At 62.8% G+C, this 22,072-nt stretch carries 20 protein-coding genes; 14 read left to right on the top strand and 6 right to left on the bottom strand.

Annotated features, from left to right (window positions below):
• The first annotated feature begins 769 nt into the window (after nt 1-769).
• Nucleotides 770-1,372: a recombination mediator RecR gene (recR, locus tag BN1123_RS20225; protein ID WP_042029248.1), complete on the top strand. Its 603-nt coding sequence runs from the start codon at nt 770-772 to the stop codon at nt 1,370-1,372.
• Between the two features lie 168 nt (nt 1,373-1,540).
• The gene (gene htpG / locus BN1123_RS20220) at nt 1,541-3,454 is read left to right on the top strand and encodes a molecular chaperone HtpG (protein WP_042029247.1); all 1,914 of its coding nucleotides are present in this window, start codon (nt 1,541-1,543) and stop codon (nt 3,452-3,454) included.
• 64 nt (nt 3,455-3,518) lie between these two features.
• On the opposite strand, the gene BN1123_RS20215 is transcribed toward htpG, so the two are convergent.
• The 6 genes from BN1123_RS20215 to pspF form a co-directional block, all read right to left on the bottom strand.
• On the bottom strand, nt 3,519-4,346 hold the full coding sequence (locus tag BN1123_RS20215; RefSeq protein WP_042029246.1) for a peptide ABC transporter ATP-binding protein: 828 nt from the start codon (nt 4,344-4,346) through the stop codon (nt 3,519-3,521).
• Entirely contained in the window at nt 4,343-5,341 is a 999-nt protein-coding gene (locus BN1123_RS20210) for a peptide ABC transporter ATP-binding protein (RefSeq protein ID WP_042029245.1), read from the bottom strand. The genes BN1123_RS20215 and BN1123_RS20210 overlap by 4 nt, the downstream gene beginning before the upstream one ends.
• An 82-nt stretch (nt 5,342-5,423) precedes the next feature.
• Nucleotides 5,424-6,317: an ABC transporter permease subunit gene (locus BN1123_RS20205; RefSeq protein WP_042029244.1), complete on the bottom strand. Its 894-nt coding sequence runs from the start codon at nt 6,315-6,317 to the stop codon at nt 5,424-5,426.
• Nucleotides 6,318-6,352: 35 nt separating this feature from the next.
• Nucleotides 6,353-7,312 carry an ABC transporter permease gene (locus BN1123_RS20200; protein WP_042029243.1) on the bottom strand — a complete coding sequence of 320 codons (960 nt, stop codon included), beginning with the start codon at nt 7,310-7,312 and terminating at the stop codon, nt 6,353-6,355.
• A 2-nt stretch (nt 7,313-7,314) separates the two neighbouring features.
• Nucleotides 7,315-8,910, bottom strand: a complete 1,596-nt coding sequence (gene sapA / locus BN1123_RS20195; RefSeq protein WP_042029242.1) for an ABC transporter substrate-binding protein SapA — start codon at nt 8,908-8,910, stop codon at nt 7,315-7,317.
• 69 nt (nt 8,911-8,979) lie between these two features.
• On the bottom strand, nt 8,980-10,044 hold the full coding sequence (pspF, locus tag BN1123_RS20190; RefSeq protein WP_042029241.1) for a phage shock protein operon transcriptional activator: 1,065 nt from the start codon (nt 10,042-10,044) through the stop codon (nt 8,980-8,982).
• A 197-nt stretch (nt 10,045-10,241) separates the two neighbouring features.
• Here pspF and pspA point away from each other — a divergent pair, with 197 nt between their 5' ends.
• The 12 genes from pspA (at nt 10,242) to phhA (ending at nt 22,054) form a co-directional block, all read left to right on the top strand.
• On the top strand, nt 10,242-10,922 hold the full coding sequence (gene pspA, locus BN1123_RS20185) for a phage shock protein PspA (protein WP_026456297.1): 681 nt from the start codon (nt 10,242-10,244) through the stop codon (nt 10,920-10,922).
• Nucleotides 10,923-10,925: 3 nt separating this feature from the next.
• A complete protein-coding gene (gene pspB / locus BN1123_RS20180) occupies nt 10,926-11,162 on the top strand; it encodes an envelope stress response membrane protein PspB (RefSeq protein WP_025326779.1) in 237 nt (78 codons plus the stop codon).
• Nucleotides 11,159-11,563: an envelope stress response membrane protein PspC gene (pspC, locus tag BN1123_RS20175; protein ID WP_026456298.1), complete on the top strand. Its 405-nt coding sequence runs from the start codon at nt 11,159-11,161 to the stop codon at nt 11,561-11,563. Before pspB ends, pspC begins: the two co-directional genes overlap by 4 nt.
• Nucleotides 11,564-11,736: 173 nt before the next feature.
• On the top strand, nt 11,737-13,143 hold the full coding sequence (locus BN1123_RS20170) for a YcjX family GTP-binding protein (protein ID WP_042029240.1): 1,407 nt from the start codon (nt 11,737-11,739) through the stop codon (nt 13,141-13,143).
• A 52-nt stretch (nt 13,144-13,195) separates the two neighbouring features.
• Nucleotides 13,196-14,239, top strand: coding sequence for a YcjF family protein (locus BN1123_RS20165; protein WP_042029239.1), 1,044 nt, complete (start codon nt 13,196-13,198; stop codon nt 14,237-14,239).
• Between the two features lie 177 nt (nt 14,240-14,416).
• Entirely contained in the window at nt 14,417-15,340 is a 924-nt protein-coding gene (locus BN1123_RS20160; RefSeq protein ID WP_042029238.1) for a LysR family transcriptional regulator, read from the top strand.
• Between the two features lie 192 nt (nt 15,341-15,532).
• Nucleotides 15,533-16,678 carry an ABC transporter substrate-binding protein gene (locus tag BN1123_RS20155; RefSeq protein WP_042029237.1) on the top strand — a complete coding sequence of 382 codons (1,146 nt, stop codon included), beginning with the start codon at nt 15,533-15,535 and terminating at the stop codon, nt 16,676-16,678.
• A gap of 173 nt (nt 16,679-16,851) precedes the next feature.
• Nucleotides 16,852-17,865, top strand: a complete 1,014-nt coding sequence (locus tag BN1123_RS20150) for an ABC transporter ATP-binding protein (RefSeq protein ID WP_042029236.1) — start codon at nt 16,852-16,854, stop codon at nt 17,863-17,865.
• Nucleotides 17,862-18,830: an ABC transporter permease gene (locus BN1123_RS20145; RefSeq protein ID WP_052449287.1), complete on the top strand. Its 969-nt coding sequence runs from the start codon at nt 17,862-17,864 to the stop codon at nt 18,828-18,830. The genes BN1123_RS20150 and BN1123_RS20145 overlap by 4 nt, the downstream gene beginning before the upstream one ends.
• A 7-nt stretch (nt 18,831-18,837) precedes the next feature.
• Nucleotides 18,838-19,653 (top strand): ABC transporter permease, encoded by an 816-nt coding sequence (locus BN1123_RS20140; protein WP_042029280.1) that lies wholly within the window; start codon nt 18,838-18,840, stop codon nt 19,651-19,653.
• 29 nt (nt 19,654-19,682) lie between these two features.
• Nucleotides 19,683-21,113 (top strand): gamma-aminobutyraldehyde dehydrogenase, encoded by a 1,431-nt coding sequence (locus BN1123_RS20135; RefSeq protein WP_042029235.1) that lies wholly within the window; start codon nt 19,683-19,685, stop codon nt 21,111-21,113.
• Between the two features lie 146 nt (nt 21,114-21,259).
• Nucleotides 21,260-22,054 (top strand): phenylalanine 4-monooxygenase, encoded by a 795-nt coding sequence (gene phhA / locus BN1123_RS20130; RefSeq protein ID WP_042029234.1) that lies wholly within the window; start codon nt 21,260-21,262, stop codon nt 22,052-22,054.
• Nucleotides 22,055-22,072: the final 18 nt, after the last annotated feature.

Below are 22,072 nucleotides of genomic sequence, written 5' to 3'. Positions count from 1 at the left end.
GCAAGGTCATTTGGCATCCCACATCCAGGGGATGTCCTGCGTGAATCTCTGTGTCGGGATAACGTCCTTATTGGCAGCCGATAGCAACTTGGATACTGATCGGCGCCTGCTGTGATAAAGGGGACTGTTATCCATGTCGGCCTGCGAGCCTTTATTTCCTCAGTCTCTTTTGCCAGTTCAGACAGTCATGAATGCCATTGCTGGTGTATCTGACTGCTTGTGTTTTATTTATGTTATCAGTTGGTCTGTTAGTGGTAAACAAAGTGAGATATTAAATCGATCTTTATGGGTTTTGCGGTTTTAAACTCCGCGTAAATTTCTCGATTGGTGGTTTGTGTCATGTTTAATGACATTGGCAGCGATTTCTATCCAGCGTATCGGGTTTATCCCAGCCAGCCTGGTGGTGCAGCCGGTCTATGGCGTGACAACGTGCGCCATCGACTGCGCTACGACCCGGAATTAAAGTGCGAATAGCAAATACTGAATATCGGCTGCTGACTGACAAGAGCTGCGAGCATCGCATGCTGACGAGCCGGCCCCGCGCTCCGGTTCGGGGCGTTGCGCAGAGAGTTGGCGCAGAGTGTGAGGGCAGAGTGCTGCGCAAGGAGAGACTACGGCCAGGGCAATGGAGGCCAGAAGGTCATTGGCGCTCGGAGCCGGCTCGGGTATAGTCCTGCGCCAACAAGATTGGTTCGGCCGGGTAGTCAGGCTCCCTCGGGAGCAGAGCACAGCATCTCCAGCCGATACAGCCTCAAAGGATACTTAGCCCATGAAATTCAGTCCCCTGCTCGATGAGATGATGAAAGCCCTGCAGGTGCTCCCCGGGGTGGGCCCCAAGTCCGCCCAGCGCATGGCGTTCACCCTGCTCGAGCGCGAGCGCAGCGGTGGCTTGCGGTTGGCCCAGCTGCTCAGTCGGGCGCTGACCGAGATCGGGCACTGCAGCTACTGCCGCACCTTTACCGAAAATGATCGCTGCGATATCTGCGCCAATCCCAAGCGCGAAGAGAATGGTTTGCTGTGCGTGGTAGAGAGCCCGGCGGACGTGGCGGCCATCGAGCAGACCGGCCAGTTTTCCGGTCGCTACTTCGTGCTGATGGGCCACCTGTCGCCCCTCGATGGCATAGGCCCCGAGGAATTGGGGCTCGACATTCTGGAGCGGCGCCTGAAAGAGGAGGCCATCAGCGAGCTTATCCTCGCCACCAACCCCACCATCGAAGGGGATGCCACCGCCTGGTATATCGCCGACATGGCTCGTGCGGCCGGTGTCGAGGTGAGCCGCATCGCCCACGGGGTGCCGGTGGGGGGCGAACTGGAGCTGGTGGATGGCACTACACTCTCCCACTCCCTGATGGGGCGCCAGCGCCTGACTTAAGCCCGCTGGCCGCCTGTTGGTGGCGACACGTATTGGCCGAAAAATCGGCAATCGAACGGAAAAAGAGGGGCGAGTGAGGCAGATTGCACACTCGCCCCTTGATATTTGATCGGCCGTCCCCATCTAGGTTGGGCGTATGTTCAACCCGATGTTTCTGAGGATTGGTCCATGACCCAAAGTGTTCATGCCGAAACCCACGGCTTTCAAACTGAAGTCAAACAACTGTTGAGCCTGATGGCCCACAGCCTCTACTCCAACAAAGAAGTATTCCTGCGCGAGCTTATCTCCAACGCCTCCGATGCGGCGGACAAGCTGCGCTTCAAGGCGCTCTCCGATGCCTCTTTGTTCGAAAACGACGGCCAGTTGCGTGTGCGCCTGGTGGTGGACAAAGAGAAGCGTACCCTGACCATCTCCGATAACGGGATCGGCATGACCCGGGATCAGGTGATCGAGCATCTGGGTACCATCGCCAAATCCGGCACCGCCGAATTTTTCAAGAACCTCTCCGGTGATCAGGGCAAGGATTCCCAGCTGATCGGTCAGTTCGGGGTAGGTTTCTACTCCGCCTTCATCGTCGCCGACAAGGTGACCGTGGTCTCCCGCGCTGCCGGTACCGAGCCGAGCCAGGGCGTACAGTGGGAATCGGAAGGGGAAGGCTCCTTTACCGTGGCTGACGTGACCAAAGAGGGTCGCGGTACCGACGTCATCCTGCACCTGCGCGCCGAAGAGGACGAGTTCCTCGACGACTGGCGCCTGCGCTCCGTGGTAGGCAAGTATTCCGACCACATCAGCGTGCCGGTGGAGATGTATAAAGAAGGCACCCCGGATCGGGAAGAAGATGGCGAGACCATCGTCGGCACCCCGGGCGAGTGGGAGCAGGTCAACCGTGCCACCGCTCTGTGGACCCGCAACCCGAAAGACATCAAGGATGAGGAGTATCAGGAGTTCTACAAGCACGTCGCCCACGACTTCGAAGATCCGCTGCTGTGGGGTCACAACCGGGTGGAAGGGGCTCAGGAGTACACCAGCCTGCTCTACGTGCCGGCCCGTGCACCGTTCGATCTCTACAACCGCGAACAGAAGCATGGCTTGAAGCTCTACGTGCAGCGCGTCTTCATCATGGACGACGCCGAGCAGTTTATGCCGACCTACCTGCGCTTCGTCAAAGGGGTGCTGGACTCCAACGATCTGCCGCTCAACGTGAGCCGCGAGATCCTGCAGGACAACAAGGTGACCGCCTCCCTGCGCAAGGCCTGCTCCAAGCGGGTGCTGACCATGCTCTCCAAGCTGGCCAAGGATGACGCCGAGAAGTACGCCAAGTTCTGGAAAGAGTTCGGCAATGTGCTCAAAGAGGGCCCGGCCGAGGATTACGCCAACCGCGAAGAGATCGCCAAGCTGTTGCGCTTTGCCAGCACCGCCGGCGAAGGCGAAGCCCAGACCGTTTCGCTCGAGGATTACGTTGGCCGCATGAAGGAAGGCCAGCAGAAGATCTACTACATCACCGCCGACTCCTATGCCGCGGCCAAGAACAGCCCGCACCTCGAGATCTTCCGCAAGAAGGGTGTCGAAGTGCTGCTGATGTGGGAGCGGGTCGACGAGTGGCTGATGAGCCACCTGACCGAGTTCGACGGCAAGCAGCTCATCTCCGTTACCCGTGGCGAGCTGGATCTCGGCGATCTGGAAGACGAAGCCTCCAAGCAGGCGCAGGAGGAGGCCGAGAAGGCCAACGCCGGCCTGGTTGAGCGGGTCAAGAAGAGCCTGGGCGATGCAGTGAAAGAGGTGCGTGTCACCCACCGTCTGACCGACTCCCCCTCCTGCATCGTTACCGACGCCTACGGCATGAGCACCCAGATGATCAAGCTGATGCGCGCGGCCGGTCAGCCGGTGCCGGAGCAGAAGTACATTCTGGAGCTCAACCCCGACCACGCTCTGGTGAAGAAGCTCGACACCATCGAAGACGAGGCGCTGTTTGGCGAGTGGGTCACCCTGCTACACGAACAGGCCCAGCTGGCCGAGCAGGGCGGGCTGAACGATCCGGCGAGCTTCGTCTCCCGCATCAACCGTCTGCTGCTGCAAGCCTAAGCGGCAAGCATCAACAAAAAGCCCACTGCATGCAGTGGGCTTTTTTTATCCGCAAGGGAAAAGGCTATCGACGGTATTCGTTGTCGTAGTTTTGAATGAGGCGGCGAGTCACCTCGTGCTGGGGATCGGCGAATACCTTGAGCGTCTTGCCACGCTCCACCACGCGTCCCTCATGCATCACCAGCACCTCGTCACTGATGTGGCTCACCACCCCCAGGTCGTTGGCCACCAGCACATAGCTGAGCCCCATGGTCTCCTGCATCTCCAGCAGCAGGTTGATGATCTGGGAGCGCACCGAGATATCCAGGGTAGAGAGCGCTTCGTCCGCCACCACGATTTTGGGATTGAGAATGAGGGCCCGCGCCAGCGCCACTCGCTGCTGCTGACCGGCGGAGAGCATCTGGGGGTAGAAGAGGGCGTGATCCGGCAGCATGCCCACCATGCGCAGGGTCTGGATCACCTTGTCCTGCCGCTCCTCCTCCGTCATCTCGGTGTTGAGACGCAGCGGGGTCTCCAGGATCTGGCCGACCCGGATCTTGCGGTTGAGGGAGGAGTTGGGGTCCTGGAAGATCATCCGCAGCAGCTTGCAGCGGGTCTGGTAGTCGCCGTGCACCATCCGCTGGCCATTGATGGCGATCTCGCCGCCGCTGGGTTCTATCATGCCAGCGAGAATGCGCGCCAGGGTGCTCTTGCCGGAGCCGGCCTCGCCGACGATGGCCAGGGTCTGGCCCACTTCAAGGTCAAACGAGAGGGGCTTGATGGCTTCCACCGCCTGGCGCCGGAACAGGCCGGTGCGGTTCTGATAGGTCTTGCACAGGCCCCTGACCTGCAACAGGGAGGGTTCGAGTTCCTGCTGGGCCGCTTGCGGGGGAAGGTTGACGGTCAGGCTCATTTCTTGGGTTCTTCCATATTCAGCGGGAAGTGGCAACTGAACTGATGGCCCTTGATCTTGCTCATCAGCGGGGTCTGTACGCACTGCTTCTGGGCGTGGGGACAGCGGGGGCCGAGGCGACAGCCGATGGGCAGGTGCTGCAGCGGCGGAATGACCCCTGGCAGGGTTTCGAGTCGCGACTTGTGGCGCACCAGCTTGTCAAAGTCCGGGATGGATTTGAGCAGGGCGTCGGTATAGGGGTGGTGGGGGGTCTCCAGGATCTGCTCCCGGGTGCCCACCTCCACCATCTGGCCGCAGTACATCACGTTGATGGTGTCGGTCAGGTTGGCGATGGCGGCGATGTCGTTGCTGATGATAAGGATGGTGGTGTTGCCCAGCTTGTTCATCTTGTCCAGCAGCCGCAGGATCTGGGAGTGAGTGGTGGACTCCATGGCGCTGGTGGGCTCGTCGGCCACCAGCAGGCGCGGCTGGTTGGCAATCGCCATGGCGATCATCACCTTCTGGCACATGCCATCTGACAATTCGTGGGGGTAGGCGCGCATCACCTTGCGGTGATCCTTGACGCCGACCCGGTGGAGCAAGGCGATGGCCTTCTTCTTGCGCCACTGGAAGCGCTGCCAGAACTGCCCCTCGAACGAGTCGGTCGGGATCGCCTCCTCGAGCTGGGTGCCTATCTCTTCGGAGGGATCGAGACAACTGATGGGATCCTGGAAGATCATGGCGATCTCGCGGCCCATGATGCGGCGCCGCTCCCGCGGGGCCATGGTCAGCAAGTCCATGTCGTTGAAGCGCATCCGGTCGGCGCGCACCGTCCAGTTATCCTTCTGGATACCGACGATCACCTTGGCCACCAGACTCTTGCCGGAGCCGGATTCTCCCACCAGGCCGCGGATCTCTCCCTCGGCCAGGGTCAGACTCACCTTGTCCACTGCCTTGACCTTGCCCTGTGGGGTATCAATTTCGATGGTGAGATTGCGAATATCGAGCAGGGGCATCAGTGACCTTCCTCATGACGATGTGGCACTGGGCGCGCCACGGCGCCGGTGCTGACATGGGCGTTATCGAACAGGGGATGCATCAGTCATTCCCCTCCTTGAGTGCCTCACGAATGCCTTCCCCCACCAGGTTGGTCACCAGCACGCTGAACAGGATGGCGATGCCGGGCAGGGTCACGGTCCAGGGGGCGAGGTAGATGAGATCCCCCGAGTCGCCGAGCATGGCCCCCCACTCGGGTTGCGGCGACTGGGCGCCGAGACCGAGAAAGCCCACCGCCGAGATGTCGAGGATGGCGGCCGACAGGGTACGGGTGGTCTGGGTCACCAGGGTTTCGACGATATTGGGCAGGATGGCGAGGCGCATGATCCGGAAAGGGGGCGAACCATCGAGGCGGCTTGCGGTGATGTACTCCTTTTGCATCTCGGCGTGCACCGCGTTGTAGGTGGCGCGGATGAAAGGGGGGATCAGCGCCAGCGTGATGGCGATCAGGGTGTTGAACAGGCCTGGCCCCAGGATGGCGACCACCAGGATCGCCAGCAGCAGGGAGGGGATGGAGAGCAGGGTATCGAGCAGGTGGTGCAGCACGCTCGATTTGAGCCCCTTGCTCATGCCCCCCAGGATGCCGATGGCCGAACCCACCACCAGGGCGATGACCACTACTACCAGTGCATAACCGAAGGTGAGGCGTGCGCCCACCACCAGGCGGGAGAGCATGTCACGGCCCAGATCGTCGGTGCCGAGGAAGTAATCGATGTTGCCGTTGTTGGACCAGGAGGGGGCCAGCAACAGGTGGGTGGGATGCTGCTCGTCAATGCCGTAGGGCACCAGCAGCGGTCCGAACAGGGTGATGGCGATCAGCAGCAGGAAGCACCAGAGCCCCGCCATCGCCAGGGGATTGCGGCGATAGGCAGCCCAGGTCTGCTCCATGGGGGAGAGGATCTTGAGCTCGGGATAGATGTTCGATTTATCTTGCATAGGATACCTGGCTCCGGGTTACGCCATGAGCGCGTTCAATCTTGTCTGGCATACAACTCTTTGCGCCTCGCCGGATAGATAAGGGTGGTCAGCAACTCGGTGCTGACGCTGATGAAAATCACGAAACTGGCCACCACCAGGGTAGCGCCGCGAATGGCGGCGTAGTCCTGCAGGGCGATGCTGCTGATGAGCCAGCGGCCAATGCCGTGCCACTCGAACACCACCTCGGTGATCATGGCGGAGGTGAGCACGCTGCCAAGCTGCAGGCCGAGCAGGGGCAGCACCGGGGGCAGGGCATTTTTCAGGCCATGACGCCAGACGATCTGGGCCCGGGAGAGGCCGCGGCTCGCCGCCGCCTTGATGTAGTTCTGCTTCATCACGTCGATGAGGGAGCTGCGCACATGGCGGATCACCTCGGTGGTGGGCACTACCGCCAGCACCAGGGAGGGGAGAATGAGGTGGCGCAGGGCATCGTGCAGCGCCGCCTCCCGCCAGGGTTCGTGGCTCAGCAGTACATCGATCAGGGCGATGCCGGTGATGGTGGGCACGTCATAAAGCAGGCTGATCTGGCCGGAGGCAGGCAGCCAGCCGAGATCCAGCGAGAAGAGCATCACCACCAGCAGGGCCAGCCAGAACACGGGGACGGCATAGCCGATCAGTCCCGCCGTCATGATGGAGAGATCGAGCCCCCGTCCCTGATAGAGGGCGGCCAGGGTGCCAAGGGGAATCCCCACCAGCAGCGAGATGGCAAAGGCCGCGAAGCAGAGGATCAGGGTGGCGGGGAAGTAGTGGCGGATCTCGTCCAGTACCGGCAGCCCGGAGACGCTGGAGAGCCCCAGATCGCCGGCCAGGATGCGGCGCAGGAAGTCGGGATAGCCGCGCCAGAAACTGAGCTCGTGGCCGATGAGGCGATACTCCAGCAGATAGGCGACCAGGGTCAGCGCCAGCAGGGTGATGAGCAGCAGGTTGATGCGACGCAAGGTGTAGAGAAACATGCTTACTCCCTGTAGGCCTGATTGAAGACTGTGCCACCAAAGGGCATCAGCTGCAGCCCCTCGATATCGCTGCGGCTGATCTGGGTGCGCAAGGCATGGGCCAGCGGAATGAGCGGCAACTGCTCGTTGAGCAGGGTCTGGGCGTAATAGTAGTTGCGCAGCCGAAACGCCAGCTGGGGTGTGGTGACCGCATCGTCAAGCAACTGATCGAAGGCCGGGTTGCACCAGCGGCTGTAGTTGTTGCCCCGCTCCACCGCCGAGCAACTCAGCAGCTGGCGAAAGAAGTTGTCCGGGTCGGCGTTGTCGGCAATCCAGCCAGACAGCAGGCTGTCATACTGCCCCTTCATGAGGCGGCGCTCAATGACGGGCCAGGCCTGCTGCACTATCTTGAGCCTGATCCCCACCCTGGCGAGATCATTGCGCATCAGTTGGGCGGTCTTGATGGCATCTGGGTTGTAGGGGCGGGCGTCCGGCTGCACCAGCACCTGCATCTCGAAACCCTGCTCCAGACCCGCCTGTTTGAGCAGTAGGCGGGCCCGTTTCAGGTCCTGCTTGCGTTGGGGCAGGCTCGGGTTGTAACCCCAGGAGAGGGGCGGCAGCAGACTGTTTGCGGGCAAGCCTGTATCGAAGTAGACCGCCTGCAGCAGATTGTCGACATTGATGGCGCTGGCGATGGCCTGGCGTACCTTGATGTCGTTAAACGGCGGCTTGCGGGTATTGAGGGCCAGGAAGGCGACGTTCATCCCGGACTGGACCGACAGGTTGAGATCCGGGTGCTGCTTGATCACTGACAGCTGGCTGGCAACCGGGGTGCTCATCACGTCGCACTCGCCGGTCAGCAGTTTGGCCAGTCGCTTGGAAGATCTGGGAGTGATGTCGTAGACCAGCTGTTCAATCCTAGCCTCGCCGCCCCAGTAGCCGGGGTGGCGCAGGTAGCGGATGAACTCGTTGTGGCGGTACTCCTTGAAGCGGAAGGGGCCGGTGCCGATGGGGCGGTTGTCGAGCAGCGCCGGGGTGCCGGCTTTGAGCATCTGATCGGCATATTCGGCGGAGAGGATCACCGCATAGTCGCTGGCCAGGGTGGCGAGGAAGGAGGCATTGGGCTGGTTGAGCTCGAACACCACTGTCTGCGGATCTTTCGCGTAGACCCGCTTGATCAGCTGATCCTGCCCCAGGCTGTAGAAATAGGGGTAATCGCCGCCGGAAACCTGGTGATAGGGATGAAGGAGATCGAGCTGGCGCGCGTAGGTGAAGACCACATCCTCGGCGTTGAGGGTGCGGGTCGGCGTAAACCAGGGGGTCTGGTGAAACGTGACGCCCTGGCGCAGGGTCAGGGTATAGGTGAGGCCATCCTCGCTTATCTGCCACTTGCTCGCCAGGGCCGGCTCCAGCGTCAGGGTATTGGGGTTGACCTCCAGCAGGCGGTCATAGAGCGGACGGGCACTGGCGTCCAGCGTCACCCCCGAATTGGAGACATGGGGGTTGAAGGAGAGGGGAGAGCCCTCGGCGCAGTAAATGAGCCCGGTTTTCGAGGCCTCGGACTGCTTCTGGCAGCCGGTGACCAGCACCAGCAGACCGAGCAGCAAGGGTTTGAGCATTCTCATTGTCTAACCATGTTTTTATACGAAGGTGACAGCGTCGTGGCTGGCGTGTCGCGAGAGCCGGTCTCAACCGATCTCCGTCTGGTCCTGTTCTGCATCATTGTCACCATCTTGCAACTGATACTTGCGTAGCATGCCACGGAACTGGTGATAGCTTAAGGCCAGCAGTTGGGCGGCTTTGCGCTGATTATACTGGGATTGCTGCATCGCTTGCTTGAGTAAATTAATCTCGTACTCCGCCACCGCCTGCTTCAGATCGAGCGGCAGGGCCAGGAGGGGCGTCATCCCGCCCGCAGGAACAGAGCGCTCTTCCGGTATGGCTGGCGTTGTGGCGACCGCCGTTTGGCGCGGCCGCCAAGGGGAGTCGAAGGGATTGATCACCAGATCCGACAGCGGCAACTGGGGATTGCCCTGACGGTAGATGCTGCGCTCCACCACGTTCTTCAGCTCCCGCACGTTGCCAGGCCAAGGGTAGTCCAGCAGCAGCTGGGTCGCTTTTCGCGAGAACCCGGCGAACAGCGGATAGCCCAGCTCCCGGGTCATGCCGTGGGCAAAATGCTCTGCCAGCATCAGAATGTCTTCCCGGCGCTCGCGCAGCGGGGGCAGGGTGATGACGTCAAAGGCGAGCCGGTCCAGCAGATCGTGGCGAAATTGCCCCTTGGCCGCCAGCGCCGGCAGATCCTCGTTGGTGGCGCACACCAGCCGAACATCTACCTTGAGGGGCTTGGCACCACCGACCCGTTCGAACTCGCCATATTCGATGACCCGCAGCAGTTTCTCCTGCACCCGGGCGCTGGTGGTGGCCAGCTCGTCGAGAAACAGGGTGCCGCCGTCGGCCCGCTCGAAGCGCCCCTGGTGGCGCTTGGCCGCGCCGGTGAAGGAGCCCGCCTCGTGACCGAACAGCTCGGTTTCCAGCAGACTCTCGCTCAGGGTGGCGCAGTTGACGGTGACAAAGCTTTGATCCCAGCGCGTCGAGAGATAATGTAGGCGGTGGGCGATGAGCTCCTTGCCGGTTCCCCGCTCACCGATGATCAGCACGGGTTTGCGCAGCGGGGCGAGGCGTGAGGCCTGCTCAATGATCTCGAGAAACGCGTTGGATTCTCCCAGCAGGCTTTCCGTGGCCGTGGTCATAGTGATCCCTGTCGGTTATAAAAGCTGGTCAATCTTACCAAAAGTTGGTGATTTTTATCACCACTTGTACCGGACACCTTGAAGCGCGATCATTCTGCCCCCATATAAATCAAAGAGTTAAATTTCGTTCCAGATTGGCACACAAGTTGCCATTGTCAATGGAGAAACAACGCCATGCCAATAACAGGAGTGCAATCATGAGTATTTTTTCCCGTCTGGCCGACATCATCAATTCCAACCTGACGGCCCTGCTCGACAAGGCAGAAGATCCCCAGAAGATGGTGCGCCTGATCATCCAGGAGATGGAAGACGAATTGGTGAAGGAGCGCTCCAATCTGGCCCGCTTCCTCGCCAGCCAGAAAGAGATCGGCCGTCAGGTCGCCCGTCATCAGGAGCGGGTGGACGAGTGGCAGGCCAAGGCCGAACTGGCCCTGACCAAGGGACGTGAGGATCTGGCCCGCGCCGCCCTCATCGAGAAGAAAAAGCAGACCGAGCTGGCCGATGCGCTCCTGCGCGAGCAGCAGGCGGTGGACAGCGGCATCGAGAAGCTGGGGGAGGAGATCCGTCAGCTGGAAGCCAAGCTCGAAGATGCCCGCGCCCGCCAAAAAGCGATGGCCATTCGCAGCGAAGCGGCCAGCAGCCGTCTCAACGTGCAGAGCCAGGTGGCCCGTGGTGACAGCCAGGCGGTGGTCAGCAAGTTCGAGCGCATGGAGCGTCGCATCGACGAGATGGAGGCCCGCGCCGATCTGGGACAGTCCGACAAGGCGCTGGATCAACAGTTTGCCGAGCTGGAGGTGGACGATCAGATAAGCCGCGAACTCGAGGCCATGCGTCAGAAGCTGGGCCAGGGCGACAGTGCGCCGAAACAGGGGGAGTAACAGATGGAAGATCTGCTGGGTGTATTGATGGTTCCCATGGTGGTCTTCATGGTGGTGGTGGCTCCCATCTGGCTGGTGCTGCACTACCGGGCCAAGGGGCGGATCGGCGCCGGGTTGGCCGATAGCGAGCGGGAGCAGCTGCAAGGGCTGCTGGCCCGTGCTGAGAAGATGCAGGAGCGGGTCGGGGCACTCGAGTCGATTCTGGACGCTGAAGTCCCGGGCTGGAGGAACAAGGTATGAACAGCGCGTATCGTGAGGGGCGCAATCTCTATCGCGATCCCCGCCAGGGCAAGATAGCGGGGGTCTGCGCCGGTCTTGCCGACTATTTCGGGGTGGAGACCTGGATCGTGCGCCTGCTGGCCATCAGTGGCCTCATCTTCGCCGGCTTTATTACCTTCACGGCTTATATGGCGGCCTGGTTTCTGCTCGACAAGAAGCCGGTCACTCTCTATGAGCAGGAGGAAGAGGCCTTTGCCGAGGTACGAATGAAGGCGCGCAGCTGGCAGGCGGGGATCACCCCCCATCAGGCTCTGGGGCGGATTAATCGCGAGCTCGATGCACTGGAGCCCAGGTTGCAGCAGATCGAGAAGCTGGTGACCTCCAAGGAGTTCACCCTGCAGCGGGAGTTTCGCAAGCTGTAAGCCAGCCACCGGCCTTGTGCGAACCTCTCACCCCGCAGACAGGTACCTGCCGCCACCAAGGTGGCGGCAGGTGCCCATCGGCAGAGGCGAGTGTTTGGACGGGGAGACTATCCAAGCCAATCAGTAACACCATCACCAACCCAATCACCAAGCTAGGGAGAACGGGATCAGCCTTGATACTCAATAAACTGGAACAGAAGTTGAATCGCCTGCAACACAAGGCGAACGACGTGGTGAACCGGGTTCGGGATCGCCACATCCGGCTGGCGGTGACCGGCCTCTCTCGCAGCGGCAAGACCGCCTTCATCACCGCCCTGGTCAACCAGCTGGAACATGCAGCTATTGACGGCCGTCTGCCTCTGTGGGATGCCCTGCGCCAGGGGCGCATTCTCGGTGCCCGCCGGGTGCCGCAGCAAAATCCCCACATTCCCACCTTTGCCTACGAGCGCGGCCTCGACTCCCTGTTTGGCGATCCGCCGGCCTGGCCCGAGCCCACTCGCGGGGTAGCCGAGGTACGCCTCGAAATCCGTTATCGCACCCGTCATCCCCTGCGCAAGCACCTGGGGGAGATCTCCACCCTCTACGTGGATCTGGTGGACTATCCGGGGGAGTGGCTGCTCGATCTGCCGTTACTTGAGATGAGTTATGAGCAGTGGAGCGAGCAAGTGCGTGATCAGCTGCGCCGCCCCGAGTTGCAAACCCTTGCCGCCGGCTGGCTGACGCCCGCCTGGCAAGCGGATCAAGGCTTCGAGGAGCGGCCGGTCGCCCAGCTTGCCGAGCGCTATACCGACTATCTGCACGCCTGCAAGCGGGAGCTGGGACTGCACCTTATCCAGCCCGGTCGCTTCGTGCTGCCGGGGGAGTATGCTGGTGCCCCCATGCTGCAGTTTGTGCCCTGGGTGTGGGACAAGCCTGCCGGTGAGCCCGTCGATGGCACCCTCTACACCACCCTCAAGCAGCGTTTTGAGCAGTACAAGCAGCACCTGGTGCAGGGTTTTTATGAGCAGCACTTCGCGGGCTTTGATCGCCAGATCGTGCTGGTGGACTGTTTGCAGCCCCTTAATGCCGGCGCCGCCAGCTTTGGCGACATGCAACAGGCCATTGCTCGCATCATGGAGAGCTTTGCCTACGGCAAGAGCAACTGGTGGTGCCGGCTCTTCTCGCCGCGTATCGACAAATTGCTGTTTGTGGCGAGCAAGGCGGATCACGTGACGCCGGAGCAGCACGGTCCCCTGGTCTCCCTGCTTCAGCATCTGGTGCGTAGTGGTCGCGGTCAGGCCCGCTTTGAGGGGATCGCCACAGAGTGCCTGGCGCTGGCCGCCATCAAGGCGACCGAAGTGGGCAAGGGGGTGGCCAATGGCCGCGAGTTTCCCGCTATCCGTGGCACCAGCCTCTCGGGTGAGCCGCTCTTGCTGTTCCCGGGCGAGGTGCCCTCCCATATTCCGCCCGCGCAATGGTGGAACACCCAGGGCTTTGATTTTCAGGCGTTTCGCCCCATGCCCATGAGTGCCCATCAGGCGCTGCCCCATATCCGGCTCGATGCGGCGCTGGAGTTTTTGCTCGGGGATCATCTCGAATGAGTCGTGCGCGCTGTCGTGCCGTACCGACACGCCGCGTACAGGAGAAAAAGTGATGAACGATCAGAGAAAACCGCACGGGGATGCCAACGCATCGCTGCAGGGCAAGGTGATCCTGGAGCCAGCCCTCAAAGTGGCGAGCGAGGAGCGAGCACCGGCCCCCGCCCAGCGTCTTGATGAGACCAGCTTCGAGCGCCTCGACGATCTCGATGCCCTCACCGAGGTGGAACCGGCCCTGACCCTGCGGCCGCGCCGGCGTCATCGGCTGCTCGCCTGGGGGCTGGGGGCAGTCGGCCTGCTCTCCCTGGGGCAGTATGGCGCCTTCCTCTACGATCAATTTCTCACCACCCCGCTCTGGGGCTGCGCCTGGCTGCTGGCCTCCGGCCTGGTGGCGGTGGGCACCGCCGGGGTGGTGGGGCGCGAGTGGTTGCGGCTGCGCACCCTCAAGAAGCGCCAGGATGTGCGCTCGCGGGCCGAAGACTTGCTGGCCCATCAAGGGGTCGGGCAGGGGCAGGCGTTCTGCGAACAGCTGGCCGAGCGCAGCGGTGACAAGGGGCGCGAAGGATACCAGAGCTGGCTTGGCCAGCTCGACGAGAGCCACAGCGATCGGGAGGTGCTGACCCTCTACAGCCAGCTGGTGCTCGGCGAGCGCGACAAGCTGGCCCAGGCGCGGGTGGCCAAGTGGTCGGGGGAAGCCGCCGTGCTGGTGGCCCTGAGCCCGCTTGCCACCGTCGACATGATGCTGATGCTGTGGCGCAACCTGCGGATGATCGAGGACATCGCCGATGTCTACGCCATCGAGCTTGGTTACTGGAGCCGCATTCGCCTCATTCGCCAGGTGTTTCGCAACATGCTCTACGCCGGTGCCACCGAGCTGGTGACCGAGGTGGGGATGGACTTGCTGGGGGCCGAGCTCACCGCCAAGCTTTCGGCCCGCGCCGCGCAAGGGGTGGGGGCAGGGTTGCTCACCGCTCGCCTTGGTCTGCGCACCATAGAGGCGTGCCGCCCGCTGCCCTGGTGCGCGGATGAGAAACCCAAACTCGGTGAGCTGCGCAAGCGGCTGATCGGCCAGCTGGCGGGCTATCTCAACAAAGGCTGATCCTGCCTTTCGATGACATGAGGAGCATCGCATCCCCGCCGATCCTGTTTAAGGGTGGCGGGGATGCGTCGTGTTGGCCCTCCGGTTCGGCAACTGTGATCCCTGTGTGCATTGTTGTCCGGCGAGCATTGCGGGTAAGCTGGCCATTCGACCGATGCTCTACGGCAAGGATGCCAGATGAACTTTACCTTTCGCCAGATCCGCTATTTTGTGGCGGTGGCCGACAGCTTCTCAGTGAGCCGCGCCGCCGCCGAGTTGCATATTTCCCAGTCGGCTGTCACCAGCGCCATCCGCGAGCTGGAGACCGAGCTCGGTGCCCCCCTGTTCGATCGCAACCCGCGTGGGGTCAGCCTCACCACCCAAGGCCACCAGTTTTTACTGCACGCTCGCCGCATCCTCGGCGCCATGACCGAAGCCAGCCACTCCCTCAAGGCGGTGGCCCAGCAGGATCAGGGGCGGCTCACTATCGGCGTGACGACCTTGGTGGCCGGTTACTACCTGTCGGAGGCGCTCGGCCGCTTTCGCCGCGCCTTTCCGGCGGTGCAGATCGAGGTGAAGGAGGATGAGCAGCCCTATCTTGAGCACCAGATCGTCAACGGCGAGGTGGACGTGGGGATCCTGATGACCAACCGCACCATCCGCCAAGAGGCGTTCGATACCGAACTGCTGACTCGCTCGCCGCTGCGGCTCTGGCTTGCCGCCAACCACCCGTTCTGCGCCGAGTCGACCCTTTCTCTCAAGGCGCTGGGGGAGGAGCCCATGATCTCGCTGACCGCCGATCAGCTGGATCAGATCATCGGCGGCGGGCTGCGTCGCTACGGCGTTGCGCCGCGCACCGTATTGCGCACAGCCTCGGTGGAAGCGGTGCGCAGCCTGGTGGCGAGCCAGCTCGGCGTCGCCCTGCTGCCGGATTTTGCCTATCGCCCCTGGTCGCTGGAGCAGGAGCGGGTCGAGGCTCGTGCCATCAAGGAGCCGATCCCCGCCATCGACATCGGCCTGGTGTGGCGACGCGGCTCCCGGCTGGAGTGGACCGCCCGCGAGTTTATCGACATTGCGCGGGATCAGAGCCGGCTGCGGGCTCGCCAGCAGGCTTCCCGCTAACCGAATGGATCAGGCGGGGTTGTCGCTAAAAATCAGATTCATCTGCACTCGATATCGATTTTACAGATACCAAAGCCGTTAAAAATTGAAATTCTCATTGCTCCCGGCTTCTCCTACGCTCATGACTGGTTAACAGGATGTTAATGCCTACTGTGGCGCCGCCACGGTTGCCAATCATGCAAGGAGAGCAAGATGAAACTGACCCCCCTCACCCTGGCCCTGATCCCCGCCCTGCTGGCAGGCCAGACCCAGGCAGCCCCCACCACCCTCGGCAAGGGGGAAGGCCAGCTCAACATAGTGGCCTGGGCCGGCTACGTGGAACGCGGCGAGACCGACAAGAATTACGACTGGGTCACCGGCTTCGAGAAAGAGACCGGCTGCAAGGTCAACGTCAAGACGGCCGCCACCTCGGACGAGATGGTGGCACTGATGAACGAGGGGGGCTTCGATCTGGTGACCGCCTCCGGCGACGCCAGCCTGCGCCTCATCGCCGGTGGCAAGGTCCAGGCGCTCAACCTGGCGCTCATCCCGAGCTACGGCAAGATAGATCCCCGTCTGCAGAATGCTCCCTGGCACACGGTGGACGGCAAGCACTACGGCGTGCCCTACCAGTGGGGAGGCAACATCTTGATGTACAACACCAAGGTGTTCCCCAAGGCACCAGACTCCTGGAGTGTGGTGTTCGAGGAGCAGACCCTGGCGGACGGCAAGTCCAACAAGGGGCGGGTGCAGGCGTTTGACGGCCCCATCCACATTGCCGATGCGGCCCTCTATCTGATGACCCATCAGCCGGCCCTCGGTATCAAGGATCCGTATGAACTGAACGAGGATCAGTACAAGGCCTCCCTCGACCTGCTGCGCCAGCAACGCCAGCTGGTGGGACGCTACTGGCACGACGCCTTCGTCCAGATCGATGACTTCAAGAACGAGGGGGTGGTGGCCTCCGACTCCTGGCCGTTCCAGGCCAATACCCTGATCGCCGACAAGCAGCCCGTCGCCACGACGGTGCCCAAGGAAGGGGTCACCGGTTGGGCCGATACCAGCATGGTGCACAGTGGCGCCAAAAACCTCACCTGCGCCTACCAGTGGCTGGAGCACTCCCTCAACAACAAGTTGCAGGGGGATCTCGCCTCCTGGTTCGGTTCCGTGCCCGTGGTGCCGGCCGCCTGCGAGGGAAATGCCCTGCTCGGGAAAGAGGGGTGCAAGACCAACGGCATCGACAACTTCGATCGGGTGCACTTCTGGCGAACTCCCGTCTCCCAGTGCAAGAGCCAGGGAACCTGCGTGCCGTATTACCGCTGGGTCTCGGACTATATCGCTATCCTGGGTGGCCGCTGATGCTGGTAGAACAAGGCCGTATCCCAGCGGCAGGGGACCTGCGTGTCCTCTGTGCTATCGCTGGGTCTCGGACTATATCGCCATCCTGGGTGGCCGCTGATCCAGACTTGGCAATGCTGTAACCACAGGGCCGGACAGGCGTCCGGTCCGCTTCCCATAGACAAGGACGAACCATGACAGCCGTACAATTTGACCGGGTCAGCCGCCACTATGGCGAGGTGGCCGCGGTTGATGACATCTCCTTCCAGATCCCCGCCGGCGAGTTCTTCACCCTGCTGGGGCCGAGCGGTTCCGGCAAGACCACCTGCCTGCGGATGATCGCGGGCTTCGAATACCCGAGCGAGGGGGAGATCCGGCTGTTCGGCGAGCCCTGCTCCACCGTGCCCCCCTATGATCGCAACCTCAATACCGTGTTCCAGGACTATGCCCTGTTCCCCAACATGGATGTGCGCGACAACATCGGCTACGGCCTGATGCTCAAGGGCGTGGCCAAGGGCGAGCGCTACCGCAAGGTGGACGAGATGTTGGAGCTGGTGCGCCTGCCCGACGTCGGCAACCGCAAACCCGGCCAGCTCTCCGGCGGCCAGCGCCAGCGCATCGCCATCGCCCGGGCACTGATCAACCAGCCGCGCATCCTGCTGCTGGACGAGCCGCTCGGGGCGCTCGACCTCAAGCTGCGCGAGCAGATGCAGCTTGAGCTGAAAGCCTTGCAGCGCCAGCTCGGCATCACCTTCATCTTCGTCACCCACGACCAGCAGGAAGCGCTCTCCATGAGCGACCGTATCTGTATCTTCAATCAGGGCAAGATCGAGCAGATCGCCGCGCCGGATACCATCTACGATGCCCCCGCTACCCCCTTCGTCGCCCGCTTCGTCGGCACCGTCAATCTGTTCGAGGGAGAGCAGGCCCGCCGCCTGTGTGGCGATGAGCGCCAGATGATGGTGCGCCCGGAGCGGATCCGCCTCGCCGAAGCTGGCAGCCCCGGCTGGTCCGGGGAGGTGCGCGAGGTGGAGTACCTCGGCCCCTTCGTGCGCTACCGGGTCGATCTCGGTGAGCAGCTCGAGCTTATCGTCAACCACCCCAACGAGGGCCAGGCCCGCCTGCCCCGTGGCGCCCGGGTCAGCCTCAGCTGGCCGGAGCAGGCGATCCATCGCCTGCACACTGCCCACCAGGGAGCTCAACCATGAGCGCCCCCCACAGTGCGAGCCTTGCCATGAGCCACGCTACCGACTCCGTTCGCGTCAGGTCGCTGCGGCGCCTCTCCACCCTGCTCTACGGTCGCTCCGGCCTGCTGCTGGCCATCCTGCTGGGGCCGCCCCTGCTCTGGCTCGGCATCATCTATGTGGGCTCCCTGCTGATGCTGCTCTCCAACGCCTTCTTCGGGCTGGACGAGTTCAGCGGCCAGATCCGCCACGAGCTGGGCCTGCAGAACTTCGTTGCCCTGCTGCGGGCGGAGAACCTGGACGTGATCCTGCGCACCGTCGGCATGTCGCTGCTGGTGACCCTGGCCTGCGCCCTGCTCGGCTTCCCGGTGGCCTACTATATGGCGCGCTACACCAGCGGCAAGACCCGGGCCCTGTTCTACGTCGGCATCATGTTGCCGCTCTGGTCCAGCTATCTGGTGCGGGTCTACGCCTGGAAGCTGATCCTGGCCAAGGAGGGGGTCATCAGCTGGCTGGCAGACACCCTGGGGCTGGACTGGCTGCTGGACGCCATCCTCTCGCTGCCGGTGATCGGCGGGCCGTCGCTCTCCTTCTCCCGCATCGGCACCTTCATCGTGTTCGTCTACGTCTGGTTGCCCTTCATGATCCTGCCCATCCAGGCGGCGGTGGAGCGGATCCCGCGCTCCCTGCTGGAGGCGAGCGGCGATCTCGGCGCCACCCCGGCCCAGACCTTTCGCACCCTGATCCTGCCGCTGGCCCTGCCCGGCGTGGTGGCGGGCTCCATCTTCACCTTTTCTCTGACGCTGGGGGACTACATCATCCCCGGCATCATAGGCAACTCCACCATGTACATAGGTCAGGTGGTCTACATGCAGCAGGGCACGGCGGGCAACCTGCCCTTCGCCGCCGCCTTCTCGCTGGTGCCCATCCTCATCATCGCCATCTACCTCACCATCGCGAAACGCCTGGGGGCCTTCGATGCGCTCTAATACCTCCATGAAACGGGACCATGGCAGCCAGCCTTCCGGCCTGCTCAAGTACGCGGCCATCGGCGGTCTCCTGTTCCTGCACTTTCCGATCCTGTTCATCTTCCTCTACGCCTTCACCAGCGAGAGCAAGAGCTACCAGTTCCCGCCCCCCGGGCTCACCCTCAAGTGGTTCGAGGTGACCCTCAACCGCCCCGATGTGTGGCGCGCCATCCAGCTGTCGCTGGAGGTGGCCGGGCTTGCTACCTTGGTGGCCATGGTACTCGGCACCCTGGCGGTGGGGGCCATCGCCCGCAGCCGCTTCTTCGGCCAGGAGGTGGTGTCGCTCTTGCTGGTGCTGCCCATCGCCCTGCCCGGCATCGTCACCGGCATAGCGCTGCGCTCCGCCTATGGGGTGATGGAGATCCCCTTCAGCTTCTGGACCATCGTCATCGGTCACGCCACCTTCTGCGTGGTGGTGGTCTACAACAATGCCCTGGCGCGCTTTCGCCGTACCAATCAGAGCCTCATCGAGGCGTCGATGGATCTCGGCGCCGACGGCTTCCAGACTCTGCGCTACGTGATCCTGCCCAACCTCGCCACCGCCCTGCTGGCGGGGGGCATGCTGGCGTTCGCGCTGAGCTTTGACGAGGTGATCGTCACCACCTTCACCGCCGGCCAGCAGACCACGCTGCCGATCTGGATGTATCAGGAGCTGATCCGGCCACGGGACAGGCCGGTCACCAACGTGGTGGCGCTCATCATAGTGGCCTTCACCACCATTCCCATTCTGCTTGCCTACTACCTCACCCGCGACGGCCAGGACGTCGCCGGCAGTGGCAAATAACGACTCAACGCGTGCGCAAGGATGCAACCATGAAACTCTCTACCCAACTCTTGATCGATGGCCAGTTCGTCACCGGTGACGGCCCGGCCGAGCCCATCCTCAACCCGGCCACCGGGGAACTTCTCGCCTCGGTACCAGAAGCCTCGTTCGAGCAGGTGAACCGGGCGGTGAACGGCGCCCAGCGCGCCTTCGCCCAGTGGAGCCGCACCACCCCGGCCCAACGCAGCACCCTGCTGCTGCGTCTGGCCGATGCCATCGAGCGCCACGCCGAGGAGTTTGCGGCCCTTGAATCCCTCAACTGCGGCAAGCCCTATCTGGCGGTGCTGAACGATGAGCTGCCGGCGGTGGTGGACTGCTTCCGCTTCTTCGCCGGCGCCGCCCGCTGCCTGCAGGGACCGCTGGCGGGGGAGTACATCGAGGGGCACACCAGCATGATCCGCCGCGACCCCATCGGCGTGGTTGGCAGTATCGCCCCCTGGAACTATCCGCTGATGATGGCGGCCTGGAAGATGGCCCCGGTGCTCGCCGCCGGCAATACAGTGGTGCTCAAGCCCTCCGAGCAGACCCCCCTCACCGCCCTGCGCCTGGCGGAGATCGCCAGCGAGATCTTCCCCCGCGGCGTCATCAACATCGTCTGCGGCCGGGGCGAGAGCGTGGGGGCACCGCTGGTGGAGCACCCGCTGGTGCGCATGGTGTCGCTGACCGGTGACATCGCCACCGGCCAGAAGATCCTGCAGAGCGCCGCCCGCACCATGAAGCGCACCCACCTGGAGCTGGGGGGCAAGGCGCCGGTCATCATCTTCGACGATGCGGATCTGGAGGCCGTGGTGGCGGGCATTCGCACCTTTGGCTTCTACAACGCCGGCCAGGATTGCACCGCCGCCTGCCGCATCTATGCCCAGGGCAAGATCTACGACAAGTTCGTCGCCGCCATGACGGATGCGGTGGCCTCCATCAAGGTGGGCGGCCCGCGCGAGGAGGGAGTGGAGATGGGGCCGCTCATCTCTGACCGGCAGCGCAACCGGGTGGCCAGCTTCGTGGAACGGGCCCAAAGCAGCGGCCACGTGGAGGTGACGGCGGGAGGCAAGATCCGCCCCGGCAACGGCTTCTTCTTCGAGCCGACCCTGATCGCCCATGCCCGTCAGGAGGATGAGATCGTGCGGCGGGAGGTGTTCGGCCCCGTGGTGTCGGTGACCCGCTTCACCGACGCCGAGCAGGTGGTGCAGTGGGCCAACGACTCCGACTACGGCCTCGCCAGCTCGGTCTGGACCCGGGATCTCGGCCTTGCCAGCAAGGTGGCCAGCCACCTGCAGTACGGCTGCACCTGGATCAACACCCACTTCATGCTCACCTCCGAGATGCCACACGGCGGCATGAAGATGTCCGGCTACGGCAAGGATCTCTCCCTCTACGCCCTGGAGGACTACACGGTGCCGCGCCACATCATGGTCAAGCTCTAGCAGCCTAGTTAGAATGGTTGTCACAAATTATTTACATTTGTTGCCACCAGCCGACCCTCGGGTCGGCTGCTTTTTTGCGGGGCGAAACGTTACAGTGATCAAGAGAGTGTCAGGGAGCCCGCACCGGGCCGAGAGATGGAACCGCTATGACAACGCTTTACACCGCATATCAGCCGGATGCCCGGGGCGTCATTCACTACCCGGATGAAGATCATGGCACCTGGCAGATCCTGATCGCCCGCCAACTCGAGGCGCTGGAGGGGAGGGCGTGCGATGAGTACCTGGCGGGGCTAGCCCGCCTCGGCCTGCCCCGGGATCGCATCCCCCAGTTGGCAGAGATCAACGCCGTGTTGCAAGAGGTCACCGGCTGGTCGGTGGCCGCGGTACCTGCCCTCATCTCGTTCGATCGCTTCTTCGCCCTGCTGGCCAATCGCCAGTTTCCGGTGGCGACCTTCATTCGCCATCGGGACGAGCTCGACTACCTGCAGGAGCCGGATATCTTTCACGAGATCTTCGGTCACTGCGCCATGCTGACCAATCCCGCTTTTGCCCACTTCACTCATCTTTATGGCCAGCTGGGGCAGAAGGCCAGCAAGGAGGAGCGGGTCTTTCTGGCGCGCCTTTACTGGTTCACTGTGGAGTTTGGCCTGATCGAAAGCCCGGCGGGTCTTCGGATCTACGGCGGGGGCATTCTCTCCTCCATCGGCGAGACCGCCTATGCCCTCTCGGGCCAGCCGCTGTTGCAACCCTTCGACCTGCTCGAGGTGCTGCGCACCCCTTATCGCATCGATATCATGCAGCCCACCTATTTTGTGCTGCCAAGCCTCGATATCCTCTACCGACTGACCGGGGAGGAGATCTTGGCCGCGCTGGCCGAGGCCAAACGCCTTGGCTTGCGCCCGCCACGCTTTGCCCCCGCCGCGGGCAAGCAGGCGAGCTGAATGTCACCGGTTTTTCGT

Source organism: Aeromonas enteropelogenes (genome assembly GCF_000819845.1).
In the GTDB taxonomy this organism is placed as follows: domain Bacteria; phylum Pseudomonadota; class Gammaproteobacteria; order Enterobacterales; family Aeromonadaceae; genus Aeromonas; species Aeromonas enteropelogenes.
This window is presented reverse-complemented; position numbering and strand designations above follow the sequence as displayed.

Coding starts and splice junctions, on each gene's coding strand:
- recR (WP_042029248.1), top strand. CDS start 770: ATGAAATTCAGTCCCCTGCTCGATGAGATGATGAAAGCCCTGCAGGTG.
- htpG (WP_042029247.1), top strand. CDS start 1,541: ATGACCCAAAGTGTTCATGCCGAAACCCACGGCTTTCAAACTGAAGTC.
- BN1123_RS20215 (WP_042029246.1), bottom strand. CDS start 4,346: ATGAGCCTGACCGTCAACCTTCCCCCGCAAGCGGCCCAGCAGGAACTC.
- BN1123_RS20210 (WP_042029245.1), bottom strand. CDS start 5,341: ATGCCCCTGCTCGATATTCGCAATCTCACCATCGAAATTGATACCCCA.
- BN1123_RS20205 (WP_042029244.1), bottom strand. CDS start 6,317: ATGCAAGATAAATCGAACATCTATCCCGAGCTCAAGATCCTCTCCCCC.
- BN1123_RS20200 (WP_042029243.1), bottom strand. CDS start 7,312: ATGTTTCTCTACACCTTGCGTCGCATCAACCTGCTGCTCATCACCCTG.
- sapA (WP_042029242.1), bottom strand. CDS start 8,910: ATGCTCAAACCCTTGCTGCTCGGTCTGCTGGTGCTGGTCACCGGCTGC.
- pspF (WP_042029241.1), bottom strand. CDS start 10,044: ATGACCACGGCCACGGAAAGCCTGCTGGGAGAATCCAACGCGTTTCTC.
- pspA (WP_026456297.1), top strand. CDS start 10,242: ATGAGTATTTTTTCCCGTCTGGCCGACATCATCAATTCCAACCTGACG.
- pspB (WP_025326779.1), top strand. CDS start 10,926: ATGGAAGATCTGCTGGGTGTATTGATGGTTCCCATGGTGGTCTTCATG.
- pspC (WP_026456298.1), top strand. CDS start 11,159: ATGAACAGCGCGTATCGTGAGGGGCGCAATCTCTATCGCGATCCCCGC.
- BN1123_RS20165 (WP_042029239.1), top strand. CDS start 13,196: ATGAACGATCAGAGAAAACCGCACGGGGATGCCAACGCATCGCTGCAG.
- BN1123_RS20160 (WP_042029238.1), top strand. CDS start 14,417: ATGAACTTTACCTTTCGCCAGATCCGCTATTTTGTGGCGGTGGCCGAC.
- BN1123_RS20155 (WP_042029237.1), top strand. CDS start 15,533: ATGAAACTGACCCCCCTCACCCTGGCCCTGATCCCCGCCCTGCTGGCA.
- BN1123_RS20150 (WP_042029236.1), top strand. CDS start 16,852: ATGACAGCCGTACAATTTGACCGGGTCAGCCGCCACTATGGCGAGGTG.
- BN1123_RS20145 (WP_052449287.1), top strand. CDS start 17,862: ATGAGCGCCCCCCACAGTGCGAGCCTTGCCATGAGCCACGCTACCGAC.
- BN1123_RS20140 (WP_042029280.1), top strand. CDS start 18,838: ATGAAACGGGACCATGGCAGCCAGCCTTCCGGCCTGCTCAAGTACGCG.
- BN1123_RS20135 (WP_042029235.1), top strand. CDS start 19,683: ATGAAACTCTCTACCCAACTCTTGATCGATGGCCAGTTCGTCACCGGT.
- phhA (WP_042029234.1), top strand. CDS start 21,260: ATGACAACGCTTTACACCGCATATCAGCCGGATGCCCGGGGCGTCATT.